The 22337-nt window shown below is 43.8% G+C and carries 20 protein-coding genes; 2 read left to right on the top strand and 18 right to left on the bottom strand.

Going from position 1 to position 22337, the window contains the following annotated elements; all coding sequences use genetic code 11:
* Window positions 1-2: 2 nt before the first annotated feature.
* From ACUB3H_RS02310 to ltaE, 4 genes are all read right to left on the bottom strand, one after another.
* Window positions 3-419, bottom strand: coding sequence for a hypothetical protein (locus ACUB3H_RS02310; protein WP_459129036.1), 417 nt, complete (start codon window positions 417-419; stop codon window positions 3-5).
* Window positions 420-587: 168 nt separating this feature from the next.
* Window positions 588-1136 (bottom strand): LiaF transmembrane domain-containing protein, encoded by a 549-nt coding sequence (locus ACUB3H_RS02315; RefSeq protein WP_459129037.1) that lies wholly within the window; start codon window positions 1134-1136, stop codon window positions 588-590.
* Window positions 1137-2003 carry an RluA family pseudouridine synthase gene (locus ACUB3H_RS02320; protein WP_459129841.1) on the bottom strand — a complete coding sequence of 289 codons (867 nt, stop codon included), beginning with the start codon at window positions 2001-2003 and terminating at the stop codon, window positions 1137-1139.
* The gene (gene ltaE, locus ACUB3H_RS02325) at window positions 2003-3004 is read right to left on the bottom strand and encodes a low-specificity L-threonine aldolase (protein ID WP_459129038.1); all 1002 of its coding nucleotides are present in this window, start codon (window positions 3002-3004) and stop codon (window positions 2003-2005) included. The genes ACUB3H_RS02320 and ltaE overlap by 1 nt, the downstream gene beginning before the upstream one ends.
* Before the next feature lie 80 nt (window positions 3005-3084).
* Between ltaE and ACUB3H_RS02330 the strand changes: the two genes are divergently transcribed.
* Both ACUB3H_RS02330 and ACUB3H_RS02335 read left to right on the top strand, forming a co-directional pair.
* Window positions 3085-4152 (top strand): AI-2E family transporter, encoded by a 1068-nt coding sequence (locus tag ACUB3H_RS02330; RefSeq protein ID WP_459129039.1) that lies wholly within the window; start codon window positions 3085-3087, stop codon window positions 4150-4152.
* Window positions 4149-6014 (top strand): type I glutamate--ammonia ligase, encoded by a 1866-nt coding sequence (locus tag ACUB3H_RS02335; protein ID WP_459129040.1) that lies wholly within the window; start codon window positions 4149-4151, stop codon window positions 6012-6014. Before ACUB3H_RS02330 ends, ACUB3H_RS02335 begins: the two co-directional genes overlap by 4 nt.
* 41 nt (window positions 6015-6055) lie before the next feature.
* On the opposite strand, the gene ACUB3H_RS02340 is transcribed toward ACUB3H_RS02335, so the two are convergent.
* The 14 genes from ACUB3H_RS02340 to asnS form a co-directional block, all read right to left on the bottom strand.
* Complete coding sequence (locus ACUB3H_RS02340; RefSeq protein WP_459129041.1) at window positions 6056-6478, bottom strand: VOC family protein; 423 nt, start codon at window positions 6476-6478, stop codon at window positions 6056-6058.
* A 182-nt stretch (window positions 6479-6660) separates the two neighbouring features.
* Complete coding sequence (locus ACUB3H_RS02345) at window positions 6661-9072, bottom strand: ABC transporter permease (protein ID WP_459129042.1); 2412 nt, start codon at window positions 9070-9072, stop codon at window positions 6661-6663.
* Window positions 9069-9746 carry an ABC transporter ATP-binding protein gene (locus ACUB3H_RS02350; protein WP_459129043.1) on the bottom strand — a complete coding sequence of 226 codons (678 nt, stop codon included), beginning with the start codon at window positions 9744-9746 and terminating at the stop codon, window positions 9069-9071. Before ACUB3H_RS02350 ends, ACUB3H_RS02345 begins: the two co-directional genes overlap by 4 nt.
* Before the next feature lie 256 nt (window positions 9747-10002).
* A complete protein-coding gene (locus ACUB3H_RS02355) occupies window positions 10003-11247 on the bottom strand; it encodes a DUF1015 domain-containing protein (protein WP_459129044.1) in 1245 nt (414 codons plus the stop codon).
* Window positions 11247-12149 (bottom strand): D-2-hydroxyacid dehydrogenase, encoded by a 903-nt coding sequence (locus tag ACUB3H_RS02360; RefSeq protein ID WP_459129045.1) that lies wholly within the window; start codon window positions 12147-12149, stop codon window positions 11247-11249. Before ACUB3H_RS02360 ends, ACUB3H_RS02355 begins: the two co-directional genes overlap by 1 nt.
* An 8-nt stretch (window positions 12150-12157) precedes the next feature.
* Window positions 12158-13231 (bottom strand): pyridoxal-phosphate-dependent aminotransferase family protein, encoded by a 1074-nt coding sequence (locus ACUB3H_RS02365; RefSeq protein ID WP_459129046.1) that lies wholly within the window; start codon window positions 13229-13231, stop codon window positions 12158-12160.
* Window positions 13232-13292: 61 nt separating this feature from the next.
* Window positions 13293-14123 (bottom strand): DegV family protein, encoded by an 831-nt coding sequence (locus ACUB3H_RS02370; RefSeq protein ID WP_459129047.1) that lies wholly within the window; start codon window positions 14121-14123, stop codon window positions 13293-13295.
* Window positions 14124-14132: 9 nt separating this feature from the next.
* Window positions 14133-14738, bottom strand: a complete 606-nt coding sequence (locus ACUB3H_RS02375) for a cyclodeaminase/cyclohydrolase family protein (protein WP_459129048.1) — start codon at window positions 14736-14738, stop codon at window positions 14133-14135.
* Entirely contained in the window at window positions 14731-15954 is a 1224-nt protein-coding gene (gene hutI / locus ACUB3H_RS02380) for an imidazolonepropionase (RefSeq protein ID WP_459129049.1), read from the bottom strand. Before hutI ends, ACUB3H_RS02375 begins: the two co-directional genes overlap by 8 nt.
* Window positions 15951-16844 (bottom strand): glutamate formimidoyltransferase, encoded by an 894-nt coding sequence (gene ftcD, locus ACUB3H_RS02385; protein WP_459129050.1) that lies wholly within the window; start codon window positions 16842-16844, stop codon window positions 15951-15953. The genes hutI and ftcD overlap by 4 nt, the downstream gene beginning before the upstream one ends.
* Window position 16845: 1 nt before the next feature.
* Window positions 16846-18786 carry a urocanate hydratase gene (locus tag ACUB3H_RS02390; protein ID WP_459129051.1) on the bottom strand — a complete coding sequence of 647 codons (1941 nt, stop codon included), beginning with the start codon at window positions 18784-18786 and terminating at the stop codon, window positions 16846-16848.
* An 8-nt stretch (window positions 18787-18794) separates the two neighbouring features.
* Window positions 18795-19730: an NAD-dependent epimerase/dehydratase family protein gene (locus tag ACUB3H_RS02395; protein WP_459129052.1), complete on the bottom strand. Its 936-nt coding sequence runs from the start codon at window positions 19728-19730 to the stop codon at window positions 18795-18797.
* A complete protein-coding gene (locus ACUB3H_RS02400; protein WP_459129053.1) occupies window positions 19727-20626 on the bottom strand; it encodes an NADP-dependent phosphogluconate dehydrogenase in 900 nt (299 codons plus the stop codon). Before ACUB3H_RS02400 ends, ACUB3H_RS02395 begins: the two co-directional genes overlap by 4 nt.
* A complete protein-coding gene (asnS, locus tag ACUB3H_RS02405) occupies window positions 20627-22009 on the bottom strand; it encodes an asparagine--tRNA ligase (protein ID WP_459129054.1) in 1383 nt (460 codons plus the stop codon).
* Window positions 22010-22337 lie beyond the last annotated feature (328 nt).

Here is a 22337-nt window from a genome sequence, read left to right on the forward strand (position 1 = left end):
AATCACTCCACTTTTTCATTCCTTTTTCTACGAAGAAAGCTTATTATCCCTACCATAAAGACAGTAACAATGATCGTACCCAACCAGATAAACACTCCTTTATGTGTACTTAAAATGTAGACCTCTCCTGCATCCATCCCTGGTTTAATTTTTAGCATATTTTGTGCTCTCAAAAAATCACCTAAAAATACACCTAGAAATAGACCAAATCCGTGCCCAAGTGTCATTGAAAAGCCCGTTCTTGGATTTCCTAAGGTAAGTAAAATCGAAACGGCCGCGAGAACCAAGTAAAACTTGTAATGGAAAGCTATGTAATCTAGTACATAATGGAGATCTTTAAGAAAGAAGCAAAGTGCATATACAAGAGCCCATAAGAGTGCTTGTATTACGATGTCTGTTATCTTATTTCTTTTGATCATGTACTGCTCCTCCTATCTCTTGTTTTCTCATTCATTCTATCATATATTGTTTTTTTGTAAATATTTATATATACCTTCTTACAGTTATAGTATTTTCCATGTTTACCGGTGTTTCAGTATAAAAAAAGGACAACCCCTTAGAGGTCTGTCCTTTGTAAATCTCCTCTATTATTCTACTTCCCACTTTGAAAGAAAACTCTTCATGTTGACTTCAAAGCGATTCTTTCCTTCTCGAACGACTTCTCCATTAATGATGAGTCTCGTATCCTCTGGTACAGAAAGAGAAAATGTTGAAAAGTAGCACTTAACGTTGAGTACGGCTCCCTTTTTAATCTTTGCTGCACCAAAGTCTAACCAAAGGTCAGAAAAGATGAGTCTTAAGTTCGCTCCTTTAAAGCCTTCACTTAGAATTTCAATAGACTGCGTTTTAAAGTTGAGTTTCGCTTTAAATTCATCAGCCAGTACGGGTTTTCTTCTTCCCTTCATCATCATAGCCCTTGGTCTTCTAATAGCAGAGGTCGCAAGGGCAGCGATCGCTATGAGTACACAAGCCCAAAACCATACGCCAAATTGAAGGAGACTTTGGTAACCGAAGTTCATCGCAAGAAAGAAGCCGCCGACGAGCATCATAAAGACGCCACCGAAGTCTTTTCCTCCGCGAAGGATCTCTACAATACCAAAGAAAATAAATAGGAGCGGCCAATATGTTTGTAACATTTAATTTCCTTTCAGAAGCCTAAGTTTCTCTAAAAAATCCTCTTTTAAGGGAGCAAAAAAGTGTCTTTCTACACCATCTCTAGGATCTTTAAAGTGAAGCTCTTTACAGTGTAGCATAAGTCGAGGTGCACTTTCTTCTCTTCCGTAGAGAACATCCCCTAAAATGGGATGATTTTTATGGCTTAAGTGAATGCGAATTTGATGCGTTCTTCCAGTTTTTGGAATGGCCTCTATTCGGCTCCAGTTTTCTCCTCTGTCGAGCGTAAAAAACTCAGTGAATGATGGCTTTCCTTCGGGGCGAATTTCGTGCTTAATGCCATCGGTTAAAAAGATCGGTTCATCGACCGTAAAGTGATCCTCTGCGACGCCTTCTGTAAGGGCTTCATAGACTTTTTTCACCTCGTGACGAATGAAGACCTCACTCATCTTATGGTGCATGTACTTGGTCTTTGCGACGAGTACGAGCCCCGAGGTATCGCGGTCAAGGCGATTAATAAAGCGCACCTTGTACTCTTCCCCTTGGTTCTTTTCGTAGTAGCTAATTCGATTTAATAGCGTCCCGTTTTTCGTTCCCGCCGTGGGATGAATCGTAACGAGTGGGTCCTTATTTACAACGAGTAGCTGATCGTCTTCATAGATGACATCGATCGGCTCTGGCCAAGGTTCATAGGTGTTTTCTTCGTAGACGAGGCGAACGCTTACCTTCATGCCTGGCTTTACTTTATAGTCTAAAAAGCGTCTCTTCCCATCGACAAAGATGAGATTGTCGAGCGCGAGCTCACGAATGAGATTACTCGATAGCTCAAAGGAATTCTTTAGAAACTGCCTCAGTGAGTTTTCTCGTTCAACAGTCCTCACCATCTCCATCAAGAGAGAATCTCCTTTAGAGCGATGATGAGACGGTCGATGTCGGTGCGGTCGATGCCGTTATTTGTCACAAAGCGATACTCTCCCGCTTCGATGCCATTAATGAGGATTCCTCTTTCAAGTAGTGGCTCTACGAGATCGATTCCAGAAAAGCGGAAGAAGACCATGTTGATATCGAGTCTATCCTCTAAAACTTCGAAACCGTCAAATTCCTTTAAGCGCTCCGCTAAGTACTTCGCATTCTCGTGATCTTCATCTAAGCGACCCGTCATCTCCTTTAGAGCGATGATTCCTGGAGCTGCGAGAATGCCTGCTTGTCTAAGGCCTCCACCCATGAGTTTTCGGTTCTTTCTAGCGCGGTCGATGAATTCCTTCGTTCCTACGAGAACGCTTCCTACAGGCGCACAGAGACCCTTCGATAGACAGACACTGACACTATCAGCGTACTTAGAAATTTCTTTCACGTCGACACCTAGGGCAACAGCTCCGTTAAAGATGCGTGCGCCATCGATGTGCACGTTTAAATCATACTTTTTTGCAAGCTCATAGACTCCCTTAAGATTTTCTAAGGGAATGGCACGGCCATTCGAATGGGCCGTCTCATGACAGATGAGTGAAGTCCTTGGATAGTGAATGTCATCTTCACGAATGAGTGCTTCGAGTTCTTTTAAGTCGTACTCTCCACGGTGACTTCTCGCTTGACGAATGCTCACTTGTGAAAGCACAGCTGCTGCTCCCACCTCGTGCATCACGATATGTGCATCTTCAAGACCTATAATTTCATCGCCTCTTCTCGTATGTGTCATGATGGCACACTGGTTTGAAAACGTTCCCGATGGTACGAAAAGAGCTGCTTCTTTACCTAACATACTTGCAGCAAGTGCTTCGAGTTCATTGACTGTCGGGTCGTCTCCGTAGACGTCATCACCTACAGCACAGTGAAGCATACTTTCGCGCATTTTATCCGTTGGTTTTGTTACGGTATCACTTCTAAAATCCATGATTCACCTCCACCTCCATTTAATCATAAAATCACTCAAATGATAAGAAAATAATGCTATAATTAGCGTGGAGGGGAATTATGGATAATCCGTTTATAAATAAATTACTAGCCATCGTCGTAGGTGGCATTCTCATTTTCGCATTCGTCTTTCTAGGCCTTTGGTTTGTGAATCTCTTTATGCCTTTTATCATAGGCTTTCTCATTGCAAGCCTTGCAAAGCCCTTTAAAAGAGCTCTCGTTAAGACTAAGCTTCCAAAGACCTTTGCAGCCGTTGTCGCAGTGATTCTTGTGATCGCTATTATTGGAGGACTCTTTTTCTTTCTGGGAAAAGCCGTGGGAGGGCAAATTGCTAAGATCTCATCGAACATCTACGGTCTCGGTAATAAGCTTTCAAGCGTCATCGAAGCGAGCTATAACGAACTACAAAAGCAGTATCCAAGTGTGATTAAAGACTCCTACCAAACCTTTTTAACGAAGATCAGTCCAAAGCTTGCAGACAGTGTCCTACCAAGCGGTGGAAGCCTCTTCCAATTTGCAAAAACACTTCCAGGTACGGCCTTCTACATCTTGATCAGTATCATCAGCTCTTTCTTTATTAGCATCGAATACGATCGCATTGTGGAGTTCTTTAGACGCTTCTTTAAAAAACAACCGATCGTTGGGAAAATCGCAAGAAGACTCAAAAAGAGCGCGAGCTTCGGTATCGGTAGCTGGGTCAAAGCACAGCTCGTTGTCATGTGTGGAATCTTTATCGTAATCTCCATCGGACTCCTTCTCTTAGGCTATCGCCACTGGCTTCTCATGGGAGCTGTGATCTCTGTCTTAGATGCACTTCCCGTCTTAGGAGCAGGTGCGGCAATCGCTCCACTCATGCTCTACAACATGATCTATGCCAACTGGATTAGAGCCTTTTGGCACTTTGTACTCTACTTATGTCTACTCGTGACACGTCAATCGATTGAACCTCGTGTCATCAGTGTACAGATTGGAATTAACCCACTCATCACCCTAATGACCGTATACTTAGGCTTCCGCTTCCTCGGAATCTTCGGTGTATTCATAGGTATCATCACCCTCGTCATTATCAGTGGTCTATGGCCTGCCATTGTGGCACAAAAACAACAAACTGAGGAAAAAGCACAATGAAATACTATTTTGATGTAAAAGACAAATCGGTCGGTGAAATTCGCCGACTCATCGAATCCGAACCACAGATTCTCTTTGCGAGTCTCGTAAGCGTAGACCTAGGTAATAACCATACCGATGAAAAAATTCCGATCAAAGAATTCTTAGATAACCTCGAAGAATACTTAACCTATGGTATCCAGACTGACGGTTCCTCGGTCGTTCTCACAGGCATCGCAGAGATCAACGACGCCAAGGTAGATATCATCCCTGACCGTAACGTCAAGTGGTTTGTAGACTACGCCATCCACCACAGTGAAACGAAAGAGCCCAACGGCACCCTTCTCATACCGAGCTTTCTTTCACACCACGGGAAGGTCGTAGGTTCACGTGGTGTTCTTCAGCGTGCTACAGAAGGACTCGATCACTTCATGAAAGAGCTCTTTCAAAAGAATCCTGAACCCTTCTATGCACTTGGCATTCCATCGATTAAAAAGGTTCAGCTGACCCTTGCGACAGAACTAGAATTCTGGGTCGAAAGCTTACAAGTTTCAAAAGATGAAGAGAGCCTCTTCGTTTCACAGAAGCTTAAGGAACAGTACTGGAAACGACTCATCGGATCGTTACGAGATGCCATGGAAGAAACGCTCATCACGATGGAGCGTTTCGGATTAAAGCCTGAGATGGGCCATAAGGAAGTCGGTGGCGTCGGTTCAAAGCTTTCTGGAGCCGACACATACGCACACATGGAACAGGTGGAGATCGACTGGAAGTACGCAGATGCCCTCCAAGCGATCGATCACGAGTGGCTCGTAAAAGACCTCATTCTAGACATCTTCCACCGTCATAGCATGAACGTAACCTTTAAAGCCAAGCCCATTGAAGGCGTCAGTGGTAGCGGTGAACACCATCACATCTCCGTAAGCATCATAGACTCCCTTGGTAAAGCTCATAACCTCTTTACACCGAACACGAAAGACGACTACCTCAGCATTTTCGGTTACGGTGCACTCATGGGGCTCTTAAAGCACTACCCTATCATTAACCCCTTCATCTCGAATACAATCGATGCACTAAACCGCTTACAACCAGGTTTTGAAGCACCCGTTTCGACCGTCTGCTCTCTCGGACACACCGTCGACGAACCAAGCCGTAACCGCACCGTTCTCGTAGGACTCATTCGAGACCTCGATAACCCCTTTGCTACGCGCTTTGAGCTTAGAAGCCCCAACGCTTCTTCAAACTCCTATCTATTAAGTGCAGCGAGTGTCTCTGCCATGATGGACGGCATTAGCTATAGCTTTGATAAAGATTCAAAGGCCCTCTTAAAAGAGCTTTCCAAGGCTCCAGGAGAAGAAGCGACGTACTTAAACACAGCTCTCGCCTACCGCTCAGAAGAAAACATCTTTGAATCCTTTACAGAAGAAGAGCGTTCTCTCTACTTCGGTAGAACGCCAAGAACCATCTTTGAAATTATCGAAGACTTTGAAAAGAACGATCACGAGATGCTCTTAAAAGAAGGTGTCTTTACAGAAGCCATCATTTCAGGGTACATGAGCTATATCACAAACCTCTGGCTCGCTGAAGTGAGTGGACGATTGATTCCAGAAGAGATCGAGATCTTAAGAAGACTAACGCCTCTTCATGAAAACGAAGAGCTTAATGAGATCGACTGTGAACGCTATCAAAAGATTAAGAAAGCCATCGTAAAACTCATGAAGGATACGAAGGAATCTTACTCGCTTGTGACAAAACTTCACCATGCCATTGAAAAGAGAGACTTAGAAACTGTAAGTAAGCTTCAGTTAAAGCTTACCGATACCACAAAGAAGCTTAAAAAAGCCTACTCTCACTACAAAAAGAACATCATTTCTCTACACTAAAAAAGAGTCGAAACCTTCGACTCTTTTCCTTTTTCTTATCCCTACTCCGTCTTTCCTTCGAGTGTTAGCATCCATTGAACGCCAAACTTATCGGTAATCTCTCCATAGAGAGGAGCAAAGAACGTGGAAATCAGTTCATTTTCTACTGTTCCATCTCTTCCCAAAAGAGTATAGACTCTTCGAAGCTCTTCCTCAGAATCAAAAGAAAGGGATAGGGAGATATTATTTCCCTTTACGATTCCAGCTTCTAGAATAGCATCCCAGAGCATGATCGTCCTTCCTTGAACCTGAATGTCGGAGTACATGACGAGGTCTCTCGCTTCGTTATCGAGTTCCATCACTTCCCCATCAGGAATTTCTCCATAGGTCATAAGACCATTCACAGGTGTTTGAAAGACTTCACTGTAGAACTTTCCAGCTTCTCTTGCTTCACCACTAAGATTAAATGCAATATCAAATGCCATAGCTACCTCCAGCTCATAATTACCCTAAATATAATGTCTTACAACTTTTGGCATCTCTCAGTCAGTGAAACACGAACTTCTGGTTAAAGCGTCTCATATGGCAAAAAAACAAGCAACTAGTATTGGAAAAGATCCTTTTAAGAAAATTCATAACGACATACAATAGAAGCCTATTTCTTTAGCTACTCCTCATATCGAACTCGAGTAGTTAAGGGTTCTTTTCTAATTTGTCTATAGACCAAAGTAGGAGTGAAACAACAAACTGCTAATACTAATCCCACAATTACTAAGAAAGGAAGAGTCGGAAATTGAAACACTGCATAGGAGGCTTCCTTCTGAAAGAGCTTGAAAAAGCCATACGCAATTAAAACTCCTAATGTAGAAACCGATAAAATCGTAATACCAGCAACAATCAGGCCTTCTCTAATGAGTAACTGTTTTTGCTTTTTCTTTCCCATTCCAATGCATTCAAAGAGTGCCAATTCTCTCTTTCTTGTAATGATGTTAATCGACATTGTATTCACGAAATTAAGAAGGCCAATAGTACCTAGAATCAAAGCCATTCCACCACCCAAAATATAGAAAAGCATCTTGGATTGTTTCATTGATTTTTCTGTTTCTAAACGAGAAGTCAATTCGATTCCTGGCAAGAAAGAAATGGCTTTTTCGATAGAAGATAATATGGCTTCTTCTTGATTTTTATCCACATTAATATACAAAACACTTTTCAATGTAGATGGATCCATTGTTTCGATAAATTCTAGCGAAACAATGATATTTGGTGCTGGGCCTTGTATGTTTTGGTGAAAACTTGGTGGAGCGAATCCTGCAACTTGTGCTTGAACTCTATTACCTGCTTTTGAAATAAATGTGATATCTTTTAACGTACTATAAAGTTCAGGATGACCTGTTGCAATAAGGACCGCTTTTCCCATCCTAAATTGTTCCCTATCTATTTCGGTTTTAATTTGCGATAATGCCTTTACGTCAATTCCTGTTACGACACTAAAAAAATTCTGCTGTTGAAGCATATTGCTAGGCCAAGAAAGTGCAGCGTTCTTAAGATGTTCGTTTAAACCTTCTGTTTGCTCTATTTGTATGTAGGCAACTTCATCATAATAACTTTCAATAATACCAGGTAGTGCTTCAATATCTTTAATCTTTTGATCATCTAAGATCGGTTCACCTTCTCCTTCAATCAATGCTATAGAGGTATTCGTTAGTTTTACATCACTCTCAACATATTTCTCAATATAATGGTCCACACTCATTGCTGAAATCAAGCTCATAGCAGTGATAAATGTCGTAATTCCTAGAAAAAGACTGACTAATACAACGAGAATTCTTTTCTTTTCCCTAAACACATTGCGATACGCCATTTTCCATAAATTTCCAGATGCCAGATGGCGATCAAACTTTTTTGATGGAAGTATTTCTGAGTATTTTCTTGCATCGATTGGTGAAATCTTTGCTGCTTTTCTTATAGGCATCATAGAACCAATCAATGTCGCAATAATCGTACACAACATAGCACCTAGATAAATGAGGGGAGAAAAAGATATACTTGCTCCCGTTTGGACAGTTCCCATAGATCTAATAAACCATGGTACTAATATAAAAGTAGTTGCCAAACTTAACGTTAATCCAACTGGAATTCCAATAGCACAGAGCCATGCTATTTGGTACAGAATAAATTGACGTATTTTCGCTCTACTAATTCCCAATGTTTTTAACAATCCTATAAATCGAATATCATTGGTTAATGAAATATGTAAGACATTGTATATAAGAAGTGATCCGGTGAGTAATAAAAAGAAAACACTGAGGATAATTGGAACAAAACTTTTGAACGTCCTAGAGTACGAATGAATAGGGACTATTTTGATATCCTCTTGGTCAATACTTAGTGCAGTTGCTAAGTCTGTAGCACTTTTTGACACCTCTCCCCTCTTGAAAGTAAAGAAGACCGCTCCAGAATCTGAAGGGTTTAAGTTATGTTCATTTGCGAATGCATCTGATACTATTAAGCTATCAATCCCATTGCTTCTAACATGCATATAACTGGTATAGTACCCAGACAATTTAAATGTTTTTTTAACTGAAGGGAGAGCACCAACATGATACTTTATTTCAATCTTCATCCCTAGATTAGGCTTAATTTTAGATTGACTAAAAATCCAATCAGGCATCATTATTTCGTCCGCTGATTTGGGAAAAGAGCCTTGAACATTTGTTACCGTGGGCAAGCGGAAGTATTCCCATTCAATTTGATCGGGACTAGTTAAACTTAAATTCACATTTTTAAGGTTAAAGATTTCGTCTACAACTCCAACGGTAATGGAAGTTCCAACTTTATCGATAAAGTCAACATCCTTAATTTTTTCAATGATCTCAGCTTTCGGTTGAGAAATCACTGCATGAGCCTTCGTTCCCATAAATCGAAATTGTTGCTCACTCTGAGATTTCAGGAAACTAGCCCCAAGACTCAGCACAGATGCAATCAAAAAAGTGGTCAGAATAATCGCAAAAATTAAAAAGAAATTTCGCTTTTTATTTGCTCTTATGCTTTTTTTAGCCAAACCAAGTTCATTCATACAGACACTACTTTCCCATCTTCAAGAACAATAATTCGATCCGCTACTGCAGCCAGCCTATCATCATGTGTAATCATTACGACCGTTTGTCCAAATTCACGCACTGCCTCTCTTAACAATTCTACAACATCTAGACTTGTGTTCTTGTCAAGGTTTCCCGTCGGTTCATCGGCTAAGATTAATGATGGTTTTACTGCTAATGATCTAGCAATTGCTACACGTTGCTGTTGACCTCCAGAAAGCATATGCGGAAGGTTGTTCCTCTTACCTTTCAAGCCTAAGCGACCAATCACATCATCAACAAATTCCTTGTCGACCTTGTCACCACCAATTTCTAAAGGTAAAACAATATTTTCATAAACATTGATCATGGGTACAAGATTAAAATTTTGGAAAACAAAGCCAATGTTTCGTCGACGAAACTCCGTTAATTCATCCTCATTCATATCTGAAATAACATGTCCCTCAATAGTTACTCGACCTTCGGTTGGAAAATCTAAGCCACCTAATAAGTGTAATAGCGTTGTCTTTCCTGAACCAGAGGAACCAACGACAGCCAAGAATTCGCCCTTTTCTACCGATAAATCAACCCCATCTAAAGCCTTGACGATTCTGTGTCCTTGCATTTCATAATACTTTTTTAAGTTCTTTGCTTCTAAAGCTAGATTTTTCATTTTTAATGCTCCAACAGACCTCTAGATAATCTTTCTTGTAGGTTTCTCATGTTAAATAATGCTGATTATATTATAGCTTATATATCATTTTATGTGATAAAGATTATTTAAAGATTTAATCAAACAGATTTTTTTCGTCGTACGTTAAGCGAAAAGGTCGTGTGCTGTATAACACTGTCATAGTTCTCCTTTTTCTAAAGAAAAAAATCGAGCTAATCCCATATTTGGGGATTAGCTCGTTTAATGATCAAACTTCTTAGTCGTGTAGTAAATGCACAAATAATCCTGAACGAAGCTTTGGCTCAAACCAGGTGGACTTCGGTGGCATGATGAGATTATTATCTGCAATGCTTAGTAAGTCTTCCATGGTCGTAGGATACATGCTGAATGCAACCTTCATGTCGGTTGTAGCACGGCGTTCGAGTTCGTTTAGACCACGAATACCACCTACGAAGTCAATGCGCTTGTCTGTTCTAGGATCTCCAATACCTAAGATTGGGTTTAGGAGATTTTCTTGAAGAATGGAAACGTCTAAGGAACCGATTGGATCGTTCTTAATGATTTCCTTCTTCGCCTCGAGCTCGTACCACTTGCCATCCATGAACATACCGAAGTGATGTTTCTTTGATGGCTTAAAGGGAGCTTCTGGAGCATCTGTTACGATGAATTTCTCCTTCACGCGTTCCATGAATTCAGCTTCACTGAGACCATTGAGATCCTTTAATACACGGTTGTAGTCCATGATAAAGAGGTCTTTGTCACTGAAGAGTACGCTCATGAAGAAGTTGAACTCTTCATCACCCTTGTAGTTTGGATTCTCTTCTCTTCTCTTCATGCCAACTTTAGCAGAAGATGCACTTCTGTGGTGACCGTCAGCGATGTAAAGAGCTGGAATTTGTTTAAATTCTTGTTCGATTTGCTCATTGGTCTCACGATCTGTGATCGCCCAGAAGATGTGTGTGATTCCGTCTTCTGTCGTGAAGTCATAGTCAGGATCGTGGAACTTAATGAAATCGTTCATGAGTGTTTCGATCTTATCGTTATGGCGATAAGCGAGGAAGATCGGTTCTGTGTTGGCATCCGTTACATCGAAGTGACGAATGCGGTCTTGTTCCTTCTCTTCACGTGTAAACTCATGCTTTTTGATGTCATTGGAGAGGTATTCATCGATCGATGTCGTAGCGACAAGACCTGTTTGAACACGTCCCTTCATGATCATGCGATAGATGTAAAAGAGAGGTTCCTTATCTTGTGCCATCGTGCCATTTTGGACGAAAGCATGAAGGTTCTCTTTTGCTTTTTGGTATACTTCTGGCTCATAGTCACCGACGGAGTCTGGTAGATCGATCTCAGAGCGAACGATGTGGAGGTAGCTCTTGGGATTGCCCTTTGCCATCTCCTTCGCTTCTTCACGATTCATGACGTCGTATGGTAGACTTGCGACCTTTGATGCATCCTGTTTGTTCGGACGAATCGCTTTAAAAGGACGCACGATAGCCATTAGAAGCGCTCCTTAATGATTTCAACGATGTTAGCACCGATGCGCTCTTGAGCTTCAGCTGTTTGAGCACCGATGTGTGGTGTCATGCTGATCTTGTCGTTTGTATAGAGGCGTTCGTTTTCGTTTGGCTCTTTTACAAAGACGTCTACTGCTGCTCCACCGAGCTTACCGGATTCTACTGCATCGACTAATGCATCTTCATCGACAACACCGCCACGAGCTGTATTTACGATGAATGCACCGTCTTTCATCTTTTCAATCTCAGCTTTACCGATGAGAGCTTGTCCACCGCTAAATGGTAGGTGGCAGCTGATGAAATCGGACTCTTTAAGGAGTGTATCCATGTCTACATACTTGAACTCAGGAGCATCAGCCTTAGCACCAGAGCGGTTTGTGTAGATGACTGTCATTCCGAGTGCTTGAGCCTTCTTAGCAAGACTTCTTGCAATGCGACCAAAGCCTAGAAGACCTAATGTCTTACCGTTAATTTCTGTTCCCTTGTAGTTTTTCTTTAACCATTGGCCTTTGCGCATCGTAACGTTTGCTGCTCCGATGTTTCTGCAAAGAGCGAACATGTGGCCAAGTGCAAGTTCTGCTACTGCATCACTACTTGCTGTTGGTGTATTTGTAACGTCTACGCCGATTTGTTCAGCATGAGCTACGTCGATGTTATCAATACCTACGCCAGCACGGATGACGAGCTTAAGGTTGCCCTTTTTACCAGCATCGAGTTGTTCTGCACGAATCTTTGTTGCGGAACGAACGATACATACGTCAACTTCTGCTAAGCGCTTTAGAAGGTCTTCTCCATCATAGTGTGTTGTATCAACAGTATGGCCTAACGCTTCAAGCTCTTTTTGTGCGCTTGATTCGATGCCATCGTTAGCTAAAATGATTGCCATGTCTCCTCCTATAGTCCGAGAATGCGTTCGATGTGACGAAGTAATTCTTGAAGTGTTTCTTCTTGGCAGTCAGCCATTGTAGCAATACGGAAGGTCTCTTCCTTGTACTTACCATAGCCGTTACCGATCATGAAACCAACTTCAGCGAGTTCTTTGTTAAGATCTGCTACTTCGAATGGATGACGGCTCTTTTCAATACATGTAACTGTATTGGAACGGTATCCTTCTTTAGCGAAGAGGCCAAAGTGCTTCTCAGCCCATGCACGAACGATGTTAGCAAGCTTCTCATGACGAGCAAAACGATTCTCAAGACCTTCCTTCTCAAGGATGTAGGTGAGTTGGTAATCGAGTGCAAACATGTGTGAAAGGGATGGTGTGGAAGGATATTGGAACTTCTTGTGAACGTTATCAACGATCTTCACGAGGTCTAGGTAGAATCCTCTGTGCTCTACTGTCTTTGCTCTTTCGTATGCACGAGCAGAAACAGAAGCGATGGAGAGTCCTGGAGGGAGACCGATTGATTTTTGTGTTGAAGTGATGCAGACATCGATATTGGAAGCATCAACTTCTACCTTAGCTCCACCAAGGCTACTTACGGTGTCAACTAAGAAGATAATGTCAGGATATTTTTTAATGACAGCACCAATTTCTTTGACAGGGTTCATGATACCGCTACTTGTTTCATTGTGTGTAACTGTTACGACGTCGTATTTGCCGTCTTTGATCACTTCTTCTACCATTTCAGGTGTGATTGGCTCACCGCGTTCTGCTTGGAATAAATCAGCAGGAACGTTGTTTGCTACAGCCATATCGTGCCAACGGTCACCGAAAGAACCGACGCTGAATACAGCTGCACGTTTCTTGGTGCAAGAACGGATGGCACTTTCCATGAGGCCTGAACCACTTGAAGTGCTAAGGATGATGTCGTTTTGTGTGTACATCAACTTTTGCATCTTCTCAGAAATGCTCTTTTGGAGCTCTGTAGCCTCTTTGCCACGGTGAGAGATCATGGGTGTAGACATTTTTTCAAGAACATCTTCACGTACATCAACTGGACCTGGAATAAATAGACGTTTGTGCATTTTTTCCTCCTAATGCGATGAATTACAATTACAGGTTATCATTTTAATTTGTTGCATTCAACTAGAAAGCAATGATAATACCCTGTTCGTCCTCATAAAGTGTATTTAACAAACCTGCCTCAAGAATAACAACCTCTCGAACAGGAAAGCGTGCTTCAATGGAAGCCTTTAATTCTAGGGCTTTTTCTAAGTAGTTCATGTGATTTAAGGTGACCATTCGATTGACTAAATTGCCAGCCTTTTCTTCCATGAGATCGAGCATCGTTTGATACGCCTTCTTAGATCCTCGAACCTTGGCAGCCACTTCAATGACACCGTCGTTTCCACACATGACAGGAACGATGTTTAGGGTCGTCGCTAAAAAGGCTTTGAGGTTCGATAGACGACCTGCTTTTCTAAGGTTATTTAAACTCTTTAAGACGAAAAGCGTTCCTATCTGATCGGTGTAAGCTTCAACTTCTTCGATGATCTCTTTAAAAGACTTACCTTGATCCTTTAGATCCATGATCATAAGTGCAAGAAGCGTCAAGCCACTCGCTGCACTCTTGGAGTCGATGATATGAATCTTTTTATCGGTGCCTTCGCTCTCAAAGAGATTTTTTGCTAAGACCGCACTGTTATAGGACCCTGAAAGATGCGATGAAATGGTGATGACATAGACCTCATCAGAAGCTGTTTCAAACTCCGTGATGTAGTCCTGGGGTGATGGACAAGCCGACTGAAAGGTCTTGGAGTTTTTCATGTCGGTTAAAAAGTCATCCATGGAAACATCTGGTCGATCGACATAGGTCGTATGATCAAAGCGAATCGAAAAAGGTACTTTTCGAATATCACACCTTTTATGCATCTCTAAGGTCGTATCTAGACTAGTATCACCGATGATCGTATACACGGTCTCCTCCTACTCGATGACTTCTTTTTCAAGTTGTTTTGCTTCTTCTATGATTCCTTCAACTTCTTTTTTAAGTGGTGCGATTAAAGACTCATCCGTCAAGCTCTCAAGGTTGATCTCGACGTTGTAGACGGCTGCAAAAACGCCACTACGAAGCATGACAGCTGCAACCTTCGCATCGCTGTATGCGTTTTTGTTTCCCTTATCAAAAACAGTCTTTACATATTTGAGTGCTTCAAGACAAGTACGTGCAATCTCTAATGGCGTAAGAGCTGCCTTGTAGAGATTCTTTTGAATCATCTCGGAGCGGTGCTTCTTCTCTTCTTCCGTCTCTTTAGGAAGTGAGAAGCAAGCGACGACATCTCCGTAGCTTTCTGCATCCTTATCGGCAAGCTCTAAGAGCTTTTCGCGGAATGCTTCTGCTTTTTCACGGATGTCCTTCATCTCTTCTTCAACTTCGACGTACTTCTTTTTACCGATGGTTAAGTTACAAACCATGGCCATGAGACTTGAACCGATCGCTCCTGCTACGGCACTTACAGTACCACCACCTGGAACGGGTTCACTACCTGAAACATCTGCTAGGAATGCGTTAAGTGTCTTTTCTTTAAACATAGCTTCTCCTCTTATCGTAAACGACTCTTCCGCTCTGAATGACCGTCTGAACCGTATTTACGCCAAATAGATAACTGAGTGCATCGAGACTCTTTACGTCGTGAATGACGAGATCTGCTCTCTTTCCGACTTCAGCTGTACCGACCTTTTCTTCGAGGCCCACAGCACACGCCCCATTGATCGTAAGCGCTGCTAATACCTCAGGAGTAGTCATACCCATATAGTTTGTCGCTAAAGCGATGAGTAAGGGAATCGAATAGCTATGACAGCTTCCCGGATTGTAATCAGTTGCAAGTGCTACAGCTAAGCCCTTATCGATCATTTTTCGAGCCGGTGCATAGGCCGATTTAATACTAAAGGCCGTCATCGGTAGAAGCGTTGCGATCGTACCAGAAGCTTTCATGGCATCAATTCCACGATCACTGATCTGAAGTAAGTGATCGGCACTAATAGCTCCTACCTCGGCAGCTAATACGGCTCCATCAATAGGTGCAAGTTCATCTGCGTGAAGCTTGAGCTTTCTACCGCGCCTCTTTAGCTCTTCTAAGAACTCTCTACTCTCTTCGATCTCAAAGACGCCACGTTCTGTGAAGATATCGAAGAAGGAGACATCTTCTACCTTGGGCTCAACTTCTCTTAAAATGTAGTCGAGGTATCCTTTGGCATCGCCTTTAAATTCTGGTGCGATTTCATGCGCTCCCATAAAGGTCTTTACAAGGCGAACCGGAACTTCCTTTTGAAGCACATCCATGGCTTCAAGCATCTTCTTTTCCGTCTCCCAGTCGAGACCGTAGCCGCTCTTTGATTCGGCGGTCGTAACGCCGTGTGCGATAAAGCCCTTAAGACGCTCTTTACCGCTCGAAACGAGATCCTCGAGTGTGGCTTCACGCGTCGCCTTTACGGTCGCTTGAATCCCTCCACCCTGCTCTTTAATCTCAAGGTAGCTCGCTCCCTCTAATCGCATGCGGTATTCATTGGAGCGATCTCCACCGAATATGAAGTGAGTGTGGCTATCGACGTAACCAGGAGTTACGAGTCTTCCCTCACAGTCGATCGTCTCACAGTCTTCATCGATCGAACCGATGTGTTCGATCACACCGTCAGAGAGGAGGATGTCGGTATCCGTAAATGTATGAAGTTCACGCATTTCCTGACCCTTATGAGGCTTATTTCCTAAAAAGGTCGTGAGATTAGCATGCTTTAAAAGAAGCTTCATTCCATGATCTTCTTTTCTAAGATCTGATCGGCTGAATAGATCTCGGTCTGTAGGTACCAGCTGAACGTATCACTCACTGCTTGGAGTGGAAGTAGTCCAATGATCTCTGAACCGAGGACGTTTACTCCATAGCGAGCTGCTTCTCTTTTTACCATCTCGAAAACGCGGTGTAGCGGTGTCTTTGTAAAGTCAGTGCAGTTCATGGAAACTTGAGTGATATTTCTCTCTTCAAGCTTCACTCCCATAGCCTTTACATAGCGTAGACCTCCGCCAACAAAGCGAACGTCTTTTGCGATGCGATCAGCGATGGCAAGATCAGATGTAGCGAGGTTAATGTTAAATGCGATGAGGAAAGGACGTGCGCCAATGGCTACAATACCAAAGGAGTCGTGAATCGTCTCACCGAAGTCTGGGTGGAATTCAGGATCCTTTACTTTTTCTCTCATGCCTTCAAATTGACCCTTACGAAGGGTTGCTAAGTTTCTACGTTTTTCTGTGGAAGCAGAGTCCTCATAGAGGAAGGATGGAATCTCGAGTTCCTCGTAGAGTTCCTTCGCTACTTCTTTAGAAAATGCTACGGCTTCATCCTTTGTAATGCCAGAGATCGGAATGAAAGGAATGACGTCAACAGCGCCCATACGTGGATGCTGTCCTTCGTGCTTTCTGAGGTCGATGAGATCCTTTGCTACACGGCAGAATTCCTTGATCGCAGGTTTAATTCCTTCAGGTGTTCCTACGAGTGTCACAACCGTGCGGTTGTGGTCGGCATCGGAAGAGTAATCAAGAAGCTTTACGCCATCTTTTCCGCGAACGGTATCGATGATCTTTTCGATCACTTCTTTATTACGGCCTTCACTAAAATTTGGTACACATTCCATCAAACGATTCATTTTATTCTCCTATATATGGTACAGTCACGTTTCCACGTTGTTCTTCATTAAACTTCATGACGGTTTCCATGGCGTGTTCATTTCTCGCCCAGTTTCTTCTGGCAACGCCTACCATGACGTCCCAGCTCATCGCACGGCGAATGATCGTATCGACGCGTTCTGAGCCATCTAGTACGAGACCGAAACCACCGTTAATGCTCTTACCTACGCCTACGCCACCACCGTTATGGAGTGCACACATGGTCATGCCTCTCGCAGCATTACCTGCGAAGCTTTGAATGGCCATATCTGCCATGACATTCGATCCGTCGTAGATATTTGCAGTCTCTCTAAAGGGCGAATCGGTTCCACCTGTGTCGTGGTGGTCTCTACCGAGCATAACAGGACCGATCTCTCCTTTACGGACGAGTTCGTTGAATTTAAGTGCGATATTCATGCGACCAACTTCGTCGGAATAGAGAATTCTCGCCTGTGTTCCTACGACGAGCTCGTTCTTCTTGGCATCCCTGATCCAAGCCCAGTTGTCGTAGTCTTGATAGCGTCTGTCTTTATCAATCATCTCCATGGCAGCCTTGTCGGTCTTATCGAGATCTTCTGGCTTACCGGATAGGCACACCCAGCGGAACGGTCCATAACCGTAGTCGAAAAGGAGTGGTCCCATGATGTCTTCAACATAGCTTGGCCAGATGAAACCTTGGCTTTCATCGACTCCATTTTTACAGATGGCTTTTTCTCCAGCATCACAGACGGCCTTCATAAAGGCGTTGCCGTAGTCAAAGAAGTAAGAGCCTTTTCCTGTAAGGCGTTTTAAGACATTAAAGTGACGCTTTAGGGATTCATCTACGAGTTCTCTAAAGTGTTCAGGATCTCTATCTAAAAGCTCTGTGCGCTCTTCGAAGGTAATTCCTTGAGGACAGTATCCTCCTTCATAAGGCACGTGACAGCTCGTCTGATCACTTAATAGTTCAACTTTGATGTTCTTTTCATCGACATACTCGAGAAGATCGACAACGTTACCGTGGTAAGCGATGGCGATCGATTCCTTCTTCTCTTTCTTTTCTAGTGCGAGGGACACGGCTTCTTCTAAGCTATCGGTACTGAGGTCGATCCAGCCTTGCTTTAAGCGCGTTTCGATGCGGGAGTAGTCGACTTCAGCGACGATACCTACACCACCAGCAATCTTCACGGCTTTACCTTGTGCACCGCTCATGCCTCCTAAGCCACTCGTGATGAAGAACACACCACGCATATCTTCTTGACCTTCAATTTGAATGCGAGAAGCGTTTAAGAGCGTGTTATACGTTCCATGAACGATTCCCTGGGGCCCAATGTACATCATGCCACCTGCCGTCATCTGGCCGTAGTTTGCGACACCGAGAGCGGCTGCACGGTTAAAGTGCATGGGGTCATCGTAGAGACCTACCATGAGTCCGTTTGAGATCATGAGTCTCGGAGCTTCCTTGTGGGACTTAAAGATTCCTAGTGGATGTCCGCTAAAGAGAACGAGCGTTTCATCCTCTTCAAGGACTTTTAAATATTCCTTCACTAAACGGTATTGCATCCAGTTTTGAAAGATCTGTCCCGTCTCACCATACGTTACGAGTTCATACGGATAAAGTGCCACTTCGAAGTCTAAGTTGTTATCGATCATCACCTGGATGGCCTTGGCTTCTAACGTCTTTCCCGGATACTCCATGATAGGTTTTCCGTAAAGGCGACCTTCCGGGCGGAAACGATAACCGTAGATACGGCCATGCTCTTCGAGCTCTGCCATGAATTCCTTACGCATTTCTTCATGAAATTCATTGGGGATGTAGCGAAGGGCATTCTTAACGGCTAGCTCTTTATCAGCTTCTGTTAACTCAGACGTCCTTCGTGGAGCTCTTCGAATACCCTCTTCGAAGGCGGGCATTGTGGGGAGCTTATCAAAGGTCAAGTTCATGGTACCTCCTATTTTTTGCGGATTTCTTCGATCATATCCTTGGTCATTTTGGCTAAGTCATACATGGGCTTAAATCCCCATTCTTCGCGCGCAGCACTCGTATCTAAGCTATTGGGCCAGCTTTCTGCGATGCTTTGACGAACGGGATCTACGTCGTAAGTTAGCTTAAAGTCTGGAATGTGCTTACGAATTTCTGCTGCGATCATCTCGGGTTCAATACTCATGGCAGAAACGTTAAAGGCATTTCTGTGCTTTAGCTTACTTGGATCTGCTTCCATGAGATTAATGATGCACTCTACCGCATCTGGCATGTACATCATGTCCATGTATGTATCCTTTGCGATGTAAGAAGCGTAGCTTCCCTTCTTAACCGCATCAAAGTAAATGTGTACGGCATAGTCTGTCGTTCCACCGCCGGGAAGTGTCTTATGAGAGATGATTCCAGGGTAGCGAACGCCGCGTGTATCGACGCCAAATTTCTTGTGGTAGTAATCGAGAAGTAGTTCTCCAGCTACTTTCGATACGCCGTAGATGGTCGTCGGTCTTTGAATCGTGTCTTGAGGTGTGTTATCAAAAGGTGTCGTCGGTCCAAAGCAAGCAATCGACGAAGGGCAGAACATGTGAAGTTCGTTCTCGCGGGCAATTTCTAGTGCATTATAGAGTCCACCCATGTTGATAGCCCATAGTGCTTGAGGATTCTTTTCTCCTGTAGCAGAAAGAAGTGCTGCGAGGTGAATGATGGAGTCGACGCCATTCGACTTGGTTGCTTCATAGAAAGCCATCTTATCGGTTACGTCGAGTGTAAGGTATGGTCCATCGTCCCACTCTGGTCTAGGCGTAATGGCGGAATTGACGACATTGTCTTTTCCGTAGAGTTCACGCAGTCTTACGACAATTTCCGAACCAATTTGCCCGGTTCCTCCAGTAACAAGTATTTTCTTCATTTTTTCCCTCTTAAGTAGATTTTGTGTCCGCCAAATTTTCCACGTAGTACAGACACGAGTTTTTCGGTCGTTCGCTCCTCATCCTGCGATTTAAAGCGAGTATATAAGCTTGCGGAAATAGCTGGAATACTGATGTGCTTTTCGATGCTCTCGAGGAGTGCATAGCTCGCCTCTCCTGAGGTATCGACGATTCCCTCTACTTCTTCAAGTTCACCGTTTTCTAAGATCTCATGAGTGAGTCCCATGAGCGTGCCACTGATCATGGCACCACTGTTCCATACGCCACTTAATACGTTGAGATCGATCGGCTCTTCGCTCGCTTCGAGTAAGCTAAAGCCTTCTCCGATGGCCTGCATCATGGCGTATTCGATGCCATTATGGACCATCTTAATGTAGTGACCCATGCCACTTTTTCCGATGTGAGCATAGCCACCTTCGCTTGCGATACTTACGAACGCTCGCTCCACCTGCTTCACATCGCTCTCTTCACCACCTACGGCAAAGCAAGCGCCTTCTCGTGCTCCATTTAGCGCTCCGCAGAAACCGACATCGATAAAACCGATGCCCTTTTCCTTTAAGCGAGCTGCACGCTCCTTCGTAACGCGGTAGTGTGAATTGGAATAGTCTACTAGGATGTCTCCCTTTTTAAGAAGCGGTAGCATCGTTTCAATGAGTGACGTGAGGGCCCCTCCAGGGATCACGATCCAAATGATGCGAGGGCCTTCCATGCTCGCCAAAAAGAGCTCCAGATCACTAAAGCGATGGAACTCTCGAAGCTCATCGGCCTCAAGTCTTTCTTTTGAGCGGTTATAGATATGAACCGTATGGCCATTATCACGAAGATTTAAGGCCAAGTTGGTTCCCATTTTCCCTGCACCGATGACGCCTATACGCATTTAAAACTCCGCACTCTTTGGTGTTCGAGGATAAGCCTGAACGTCTCTGATGTTACTCATGCCGGTGATATATTGAACGGCACGCTCGAAACCTAAGCCGAAGCCGGAATGAACGGTCGTACCGTAGCGGCGAAGGTCTAAGTACCACTCGTAGCCACTTAATTCCATGCCACGTGCTAGGATCTCACGCTTTAAGACTTCATAGTCGTCTTCACGCTGTGAACCACCGACAATTTCACCAATTTGTGGAACCAAGAGGTCGACGGCGCGGACCGTGCGTCCATCCGGGTTTTGTTTCATGTAGAAGGCCTTGACGTCTTTCGGATAATCGGTCACAAAGACTGGACCCTTCGCATAGACGCCAGCTAAGTACTTCTCGTGCTCCGTCTGAATCTCCTTGCCCCATTCCGGTGCGTATTCAAACGCTTCACCACTGGCCTTTAAGACCTCGATCGCTTCGGTATACGTCATGCGCTTAAAGGGGGTATTTACGACGAGCTCTAAGCGCTCGATGAGCGTAGGATCGATGCGTTCGTTTAAGAATGCCATTTCCTGTGGAGCACGTTCCATGGTCTCACGGATAATGTACTTAAGCATTCGTTCGATGACATCCATGTCCATGTCGAGATCGCAGAAACTCATCTCAGGCTCGATCATCCAGAATTCGTTGGCATGACGCAGCGTGTTGGAGTTCTCTGCACGGAAGGTCGGTCCAAAGGTATAGACCTTACCAAAGCTATGAGCGAAAGGCTCTACAGCGAGCTGTCCACTTACGGTAAGACCCATCTTCTTTCCAAAGAGCTCTTTGGAATAGTCGATATGGCCTTCCTCCGTGCGTGGGATATTCTTCATGTCGAGCGTTGTCACTTGGAACATCTCACCTGCGCCCTCGGCATCGTTACCCGTAAGAATAGGCGTATGAATGTAGACGAAGCCTTCCTTTTGGAAGAACTCGTGAATGGTCATAGCGAGGATACTTCTTACGCGAAAGACAGCCATAAAGGTGTTGGTCCTTGGACGAAGCGTTAACTGCGTACGAAGGTACTCAAAGCTATGGCGCTTCTTTTGAAGTGGATACTCTTTATCGGCTTCACCTAGAAGCTTGATCTCTTTTGCATGAAGCTCAAAGGGTTGCTTATTTTCAGGGGTTAAAATGAGATCCCCGACAATTTCAATGCTCGAAGAAATGCTGTAGCGACTTACTTCGTCAAAGTTAGGTAAAGACGCTTCATAGACGACTTGAAGATTTAAGAAGCTCGATCCATCATTGAGCTCGATAAAGCCAATTTGTGCGGAGTGGCGATTGGTACGAATCCAACCACTTACGGAAATCTCTCGTGCCTCTTGTGTTCTAAATAAATCGATAATTTCTGTGCGTTTCAAAACGTCCTCCTTAAAATAAAAAAGACCCAAAGGGAGAGGGACGAATGCCGTGGTGCCACCCTCATTAGGTCTCAAAATACGTAACGTGTATGATCCGGTTTCAGTTCATGGGTGTTCTTCAGTCGACTCCAGCCATCCGCTTTCCACCGACGCGGACTCTCTAGAGGCCTTTAAATCGCCTACTCTTCCAATCATCACTGCTACTAAAAGTATAACGAATGGAGGGGGGCAAGTCAACCAATAAGAAAAAAACACTCAGAGAAATGATGAGTGTTTCAAAGGCCTATAGAGGTTCCCCTCCCGTTACGGTATCGTAGGCTGCGCCAAA

The organism is Guggenheimella bovis (genome assembly GCF_054492335.1).

Bases quoted from the DNA above. Each gene is read 5' to 3' on its own strand.
- ACUB3H_RS02310 (WP_459129036.1), bottom strand. From the start codon at position 419: ATGATCAAAAGAAATAAGATAACAGACATCGTAATACAAGCACTCTTA.
- ACUB3H_RS02315 (WP_459129037.1), bottom strand. From the start codon at position 1,136: ATGTTACAAACATATTGGCCGCTCCTATTTATTTTCTTTGGTATTGTA.
- ACUB3H_RS02320 (WP_459129841.1), bottom strand. From the start codon at position 2,003: ATGGAGATGGTGAGGACTGTTGAACGAGAAAACTCACTGAGGCAGTTT.
- ltaE (WP_459129038.1), bottom strand. From the start codon at position 3,004: ATGGATTTTAGAAGTGATACCGTAACAAAACCAACGGATAAAATGCGC.
- ACUB3H_RS02330 (WP_459129039.1), top strand. From the start codon at position 3,085: ATGGATAATCCGTTTATAAATAAATTACTAGCCATCGTCGTAGGTGGC.
- ACUB3H_RS02335 (WP_459129040.1), top strand. From the start codon at position 4,149: ATGAAATACTATTTTGATGTAAAAGACAAATCGGTCGGTGAAATTCGC.
- ACUB3H_RS02340 (WP_459129041.1), bottom strand. From the start codon at position 6,478: ATGGCATTTGATATTGCATTTAATCTTAGTGGTGAAGCAAGAGAAGCT.
- ACUB3H_RS02345 (WP_459129042.1), bottom strand. From the start codon at position 9,072: ATGAATGAACTTGGTTTGGCTAAAAAAAGCATAAGAGCAAATAAAAAG.
- ACUB3H_RS02350 (WP_459129043.1), bottom strand. From the start codon at position 9,746: ATGAAAAATCTAGCTTTAGAAGCAAAGAACTTAAAAAAGTATTATGAA.
- ACUB3H_RS02355 (WP_459129044.1), bottom strand. From the start codon at position 11,247: ATGGCTATCGTGCGTCCTTTTAAAGCGATTCGTCCGAACAAACAGGAT.
- ACUB3H_RS02360 (WP_459129045.1), bottom strand. From the start codon at position 12,149: ATGGCAATCATTTTAGCTAACGATGGCATCGAATCAAGCGCACAAAAA.
- ACUB3H_RS02365 (WP_459129046.1), bottom strand. From the start codon at position 13,231: ATGCACAAACGTCTATTTATTCCAGGTCCAGTTGATGTACGTGAAGAT.
- ACUB3H_RS02375 (WP_459129048.1), bottom strand. From the start codon at position 14,738: ATGTTTAAAGAAAAGACACTTAACGCATTCCTAGCAGATGTTTCAGGT.
- hutI (WP_459129049.1), bottom strand. From the start codon at position 15,954: ATGAAGCTTCTTTTAAAGCATGCTAATCTCACGACCTTTTTAGGAAAT.
- ftcD (WP_459129050.1), bottom strand. From the start codon at position 16,844: ATGAATCGTTTGATGGAATGTGTACCAAATTTTAGTGAAGGCCGTAAT.
- ACUB3H_RS02390 (WP_459129051.1), bottom strand. From the start codon at position 18,786: ATGAACTTGACCTTTGATAAGCTCCCCACAATGCCCGCCTTCGAAGAG.
- ACUB3H_RS02395 (WP_459129052.1), bottom strand. From the start codon at position 19,730: ATGAAGAAAATACTTGTTACTGGAGGAACCGGGCAAATTGGTTCGGAA.
- ACUB3H_RS02400 (WP_459129053.1), bottom strand. From the start codon at position 20,626: ATGCGTATAGGCGTCATCGGTGCAGGGAAAATGGGAACCAACTTGGCC.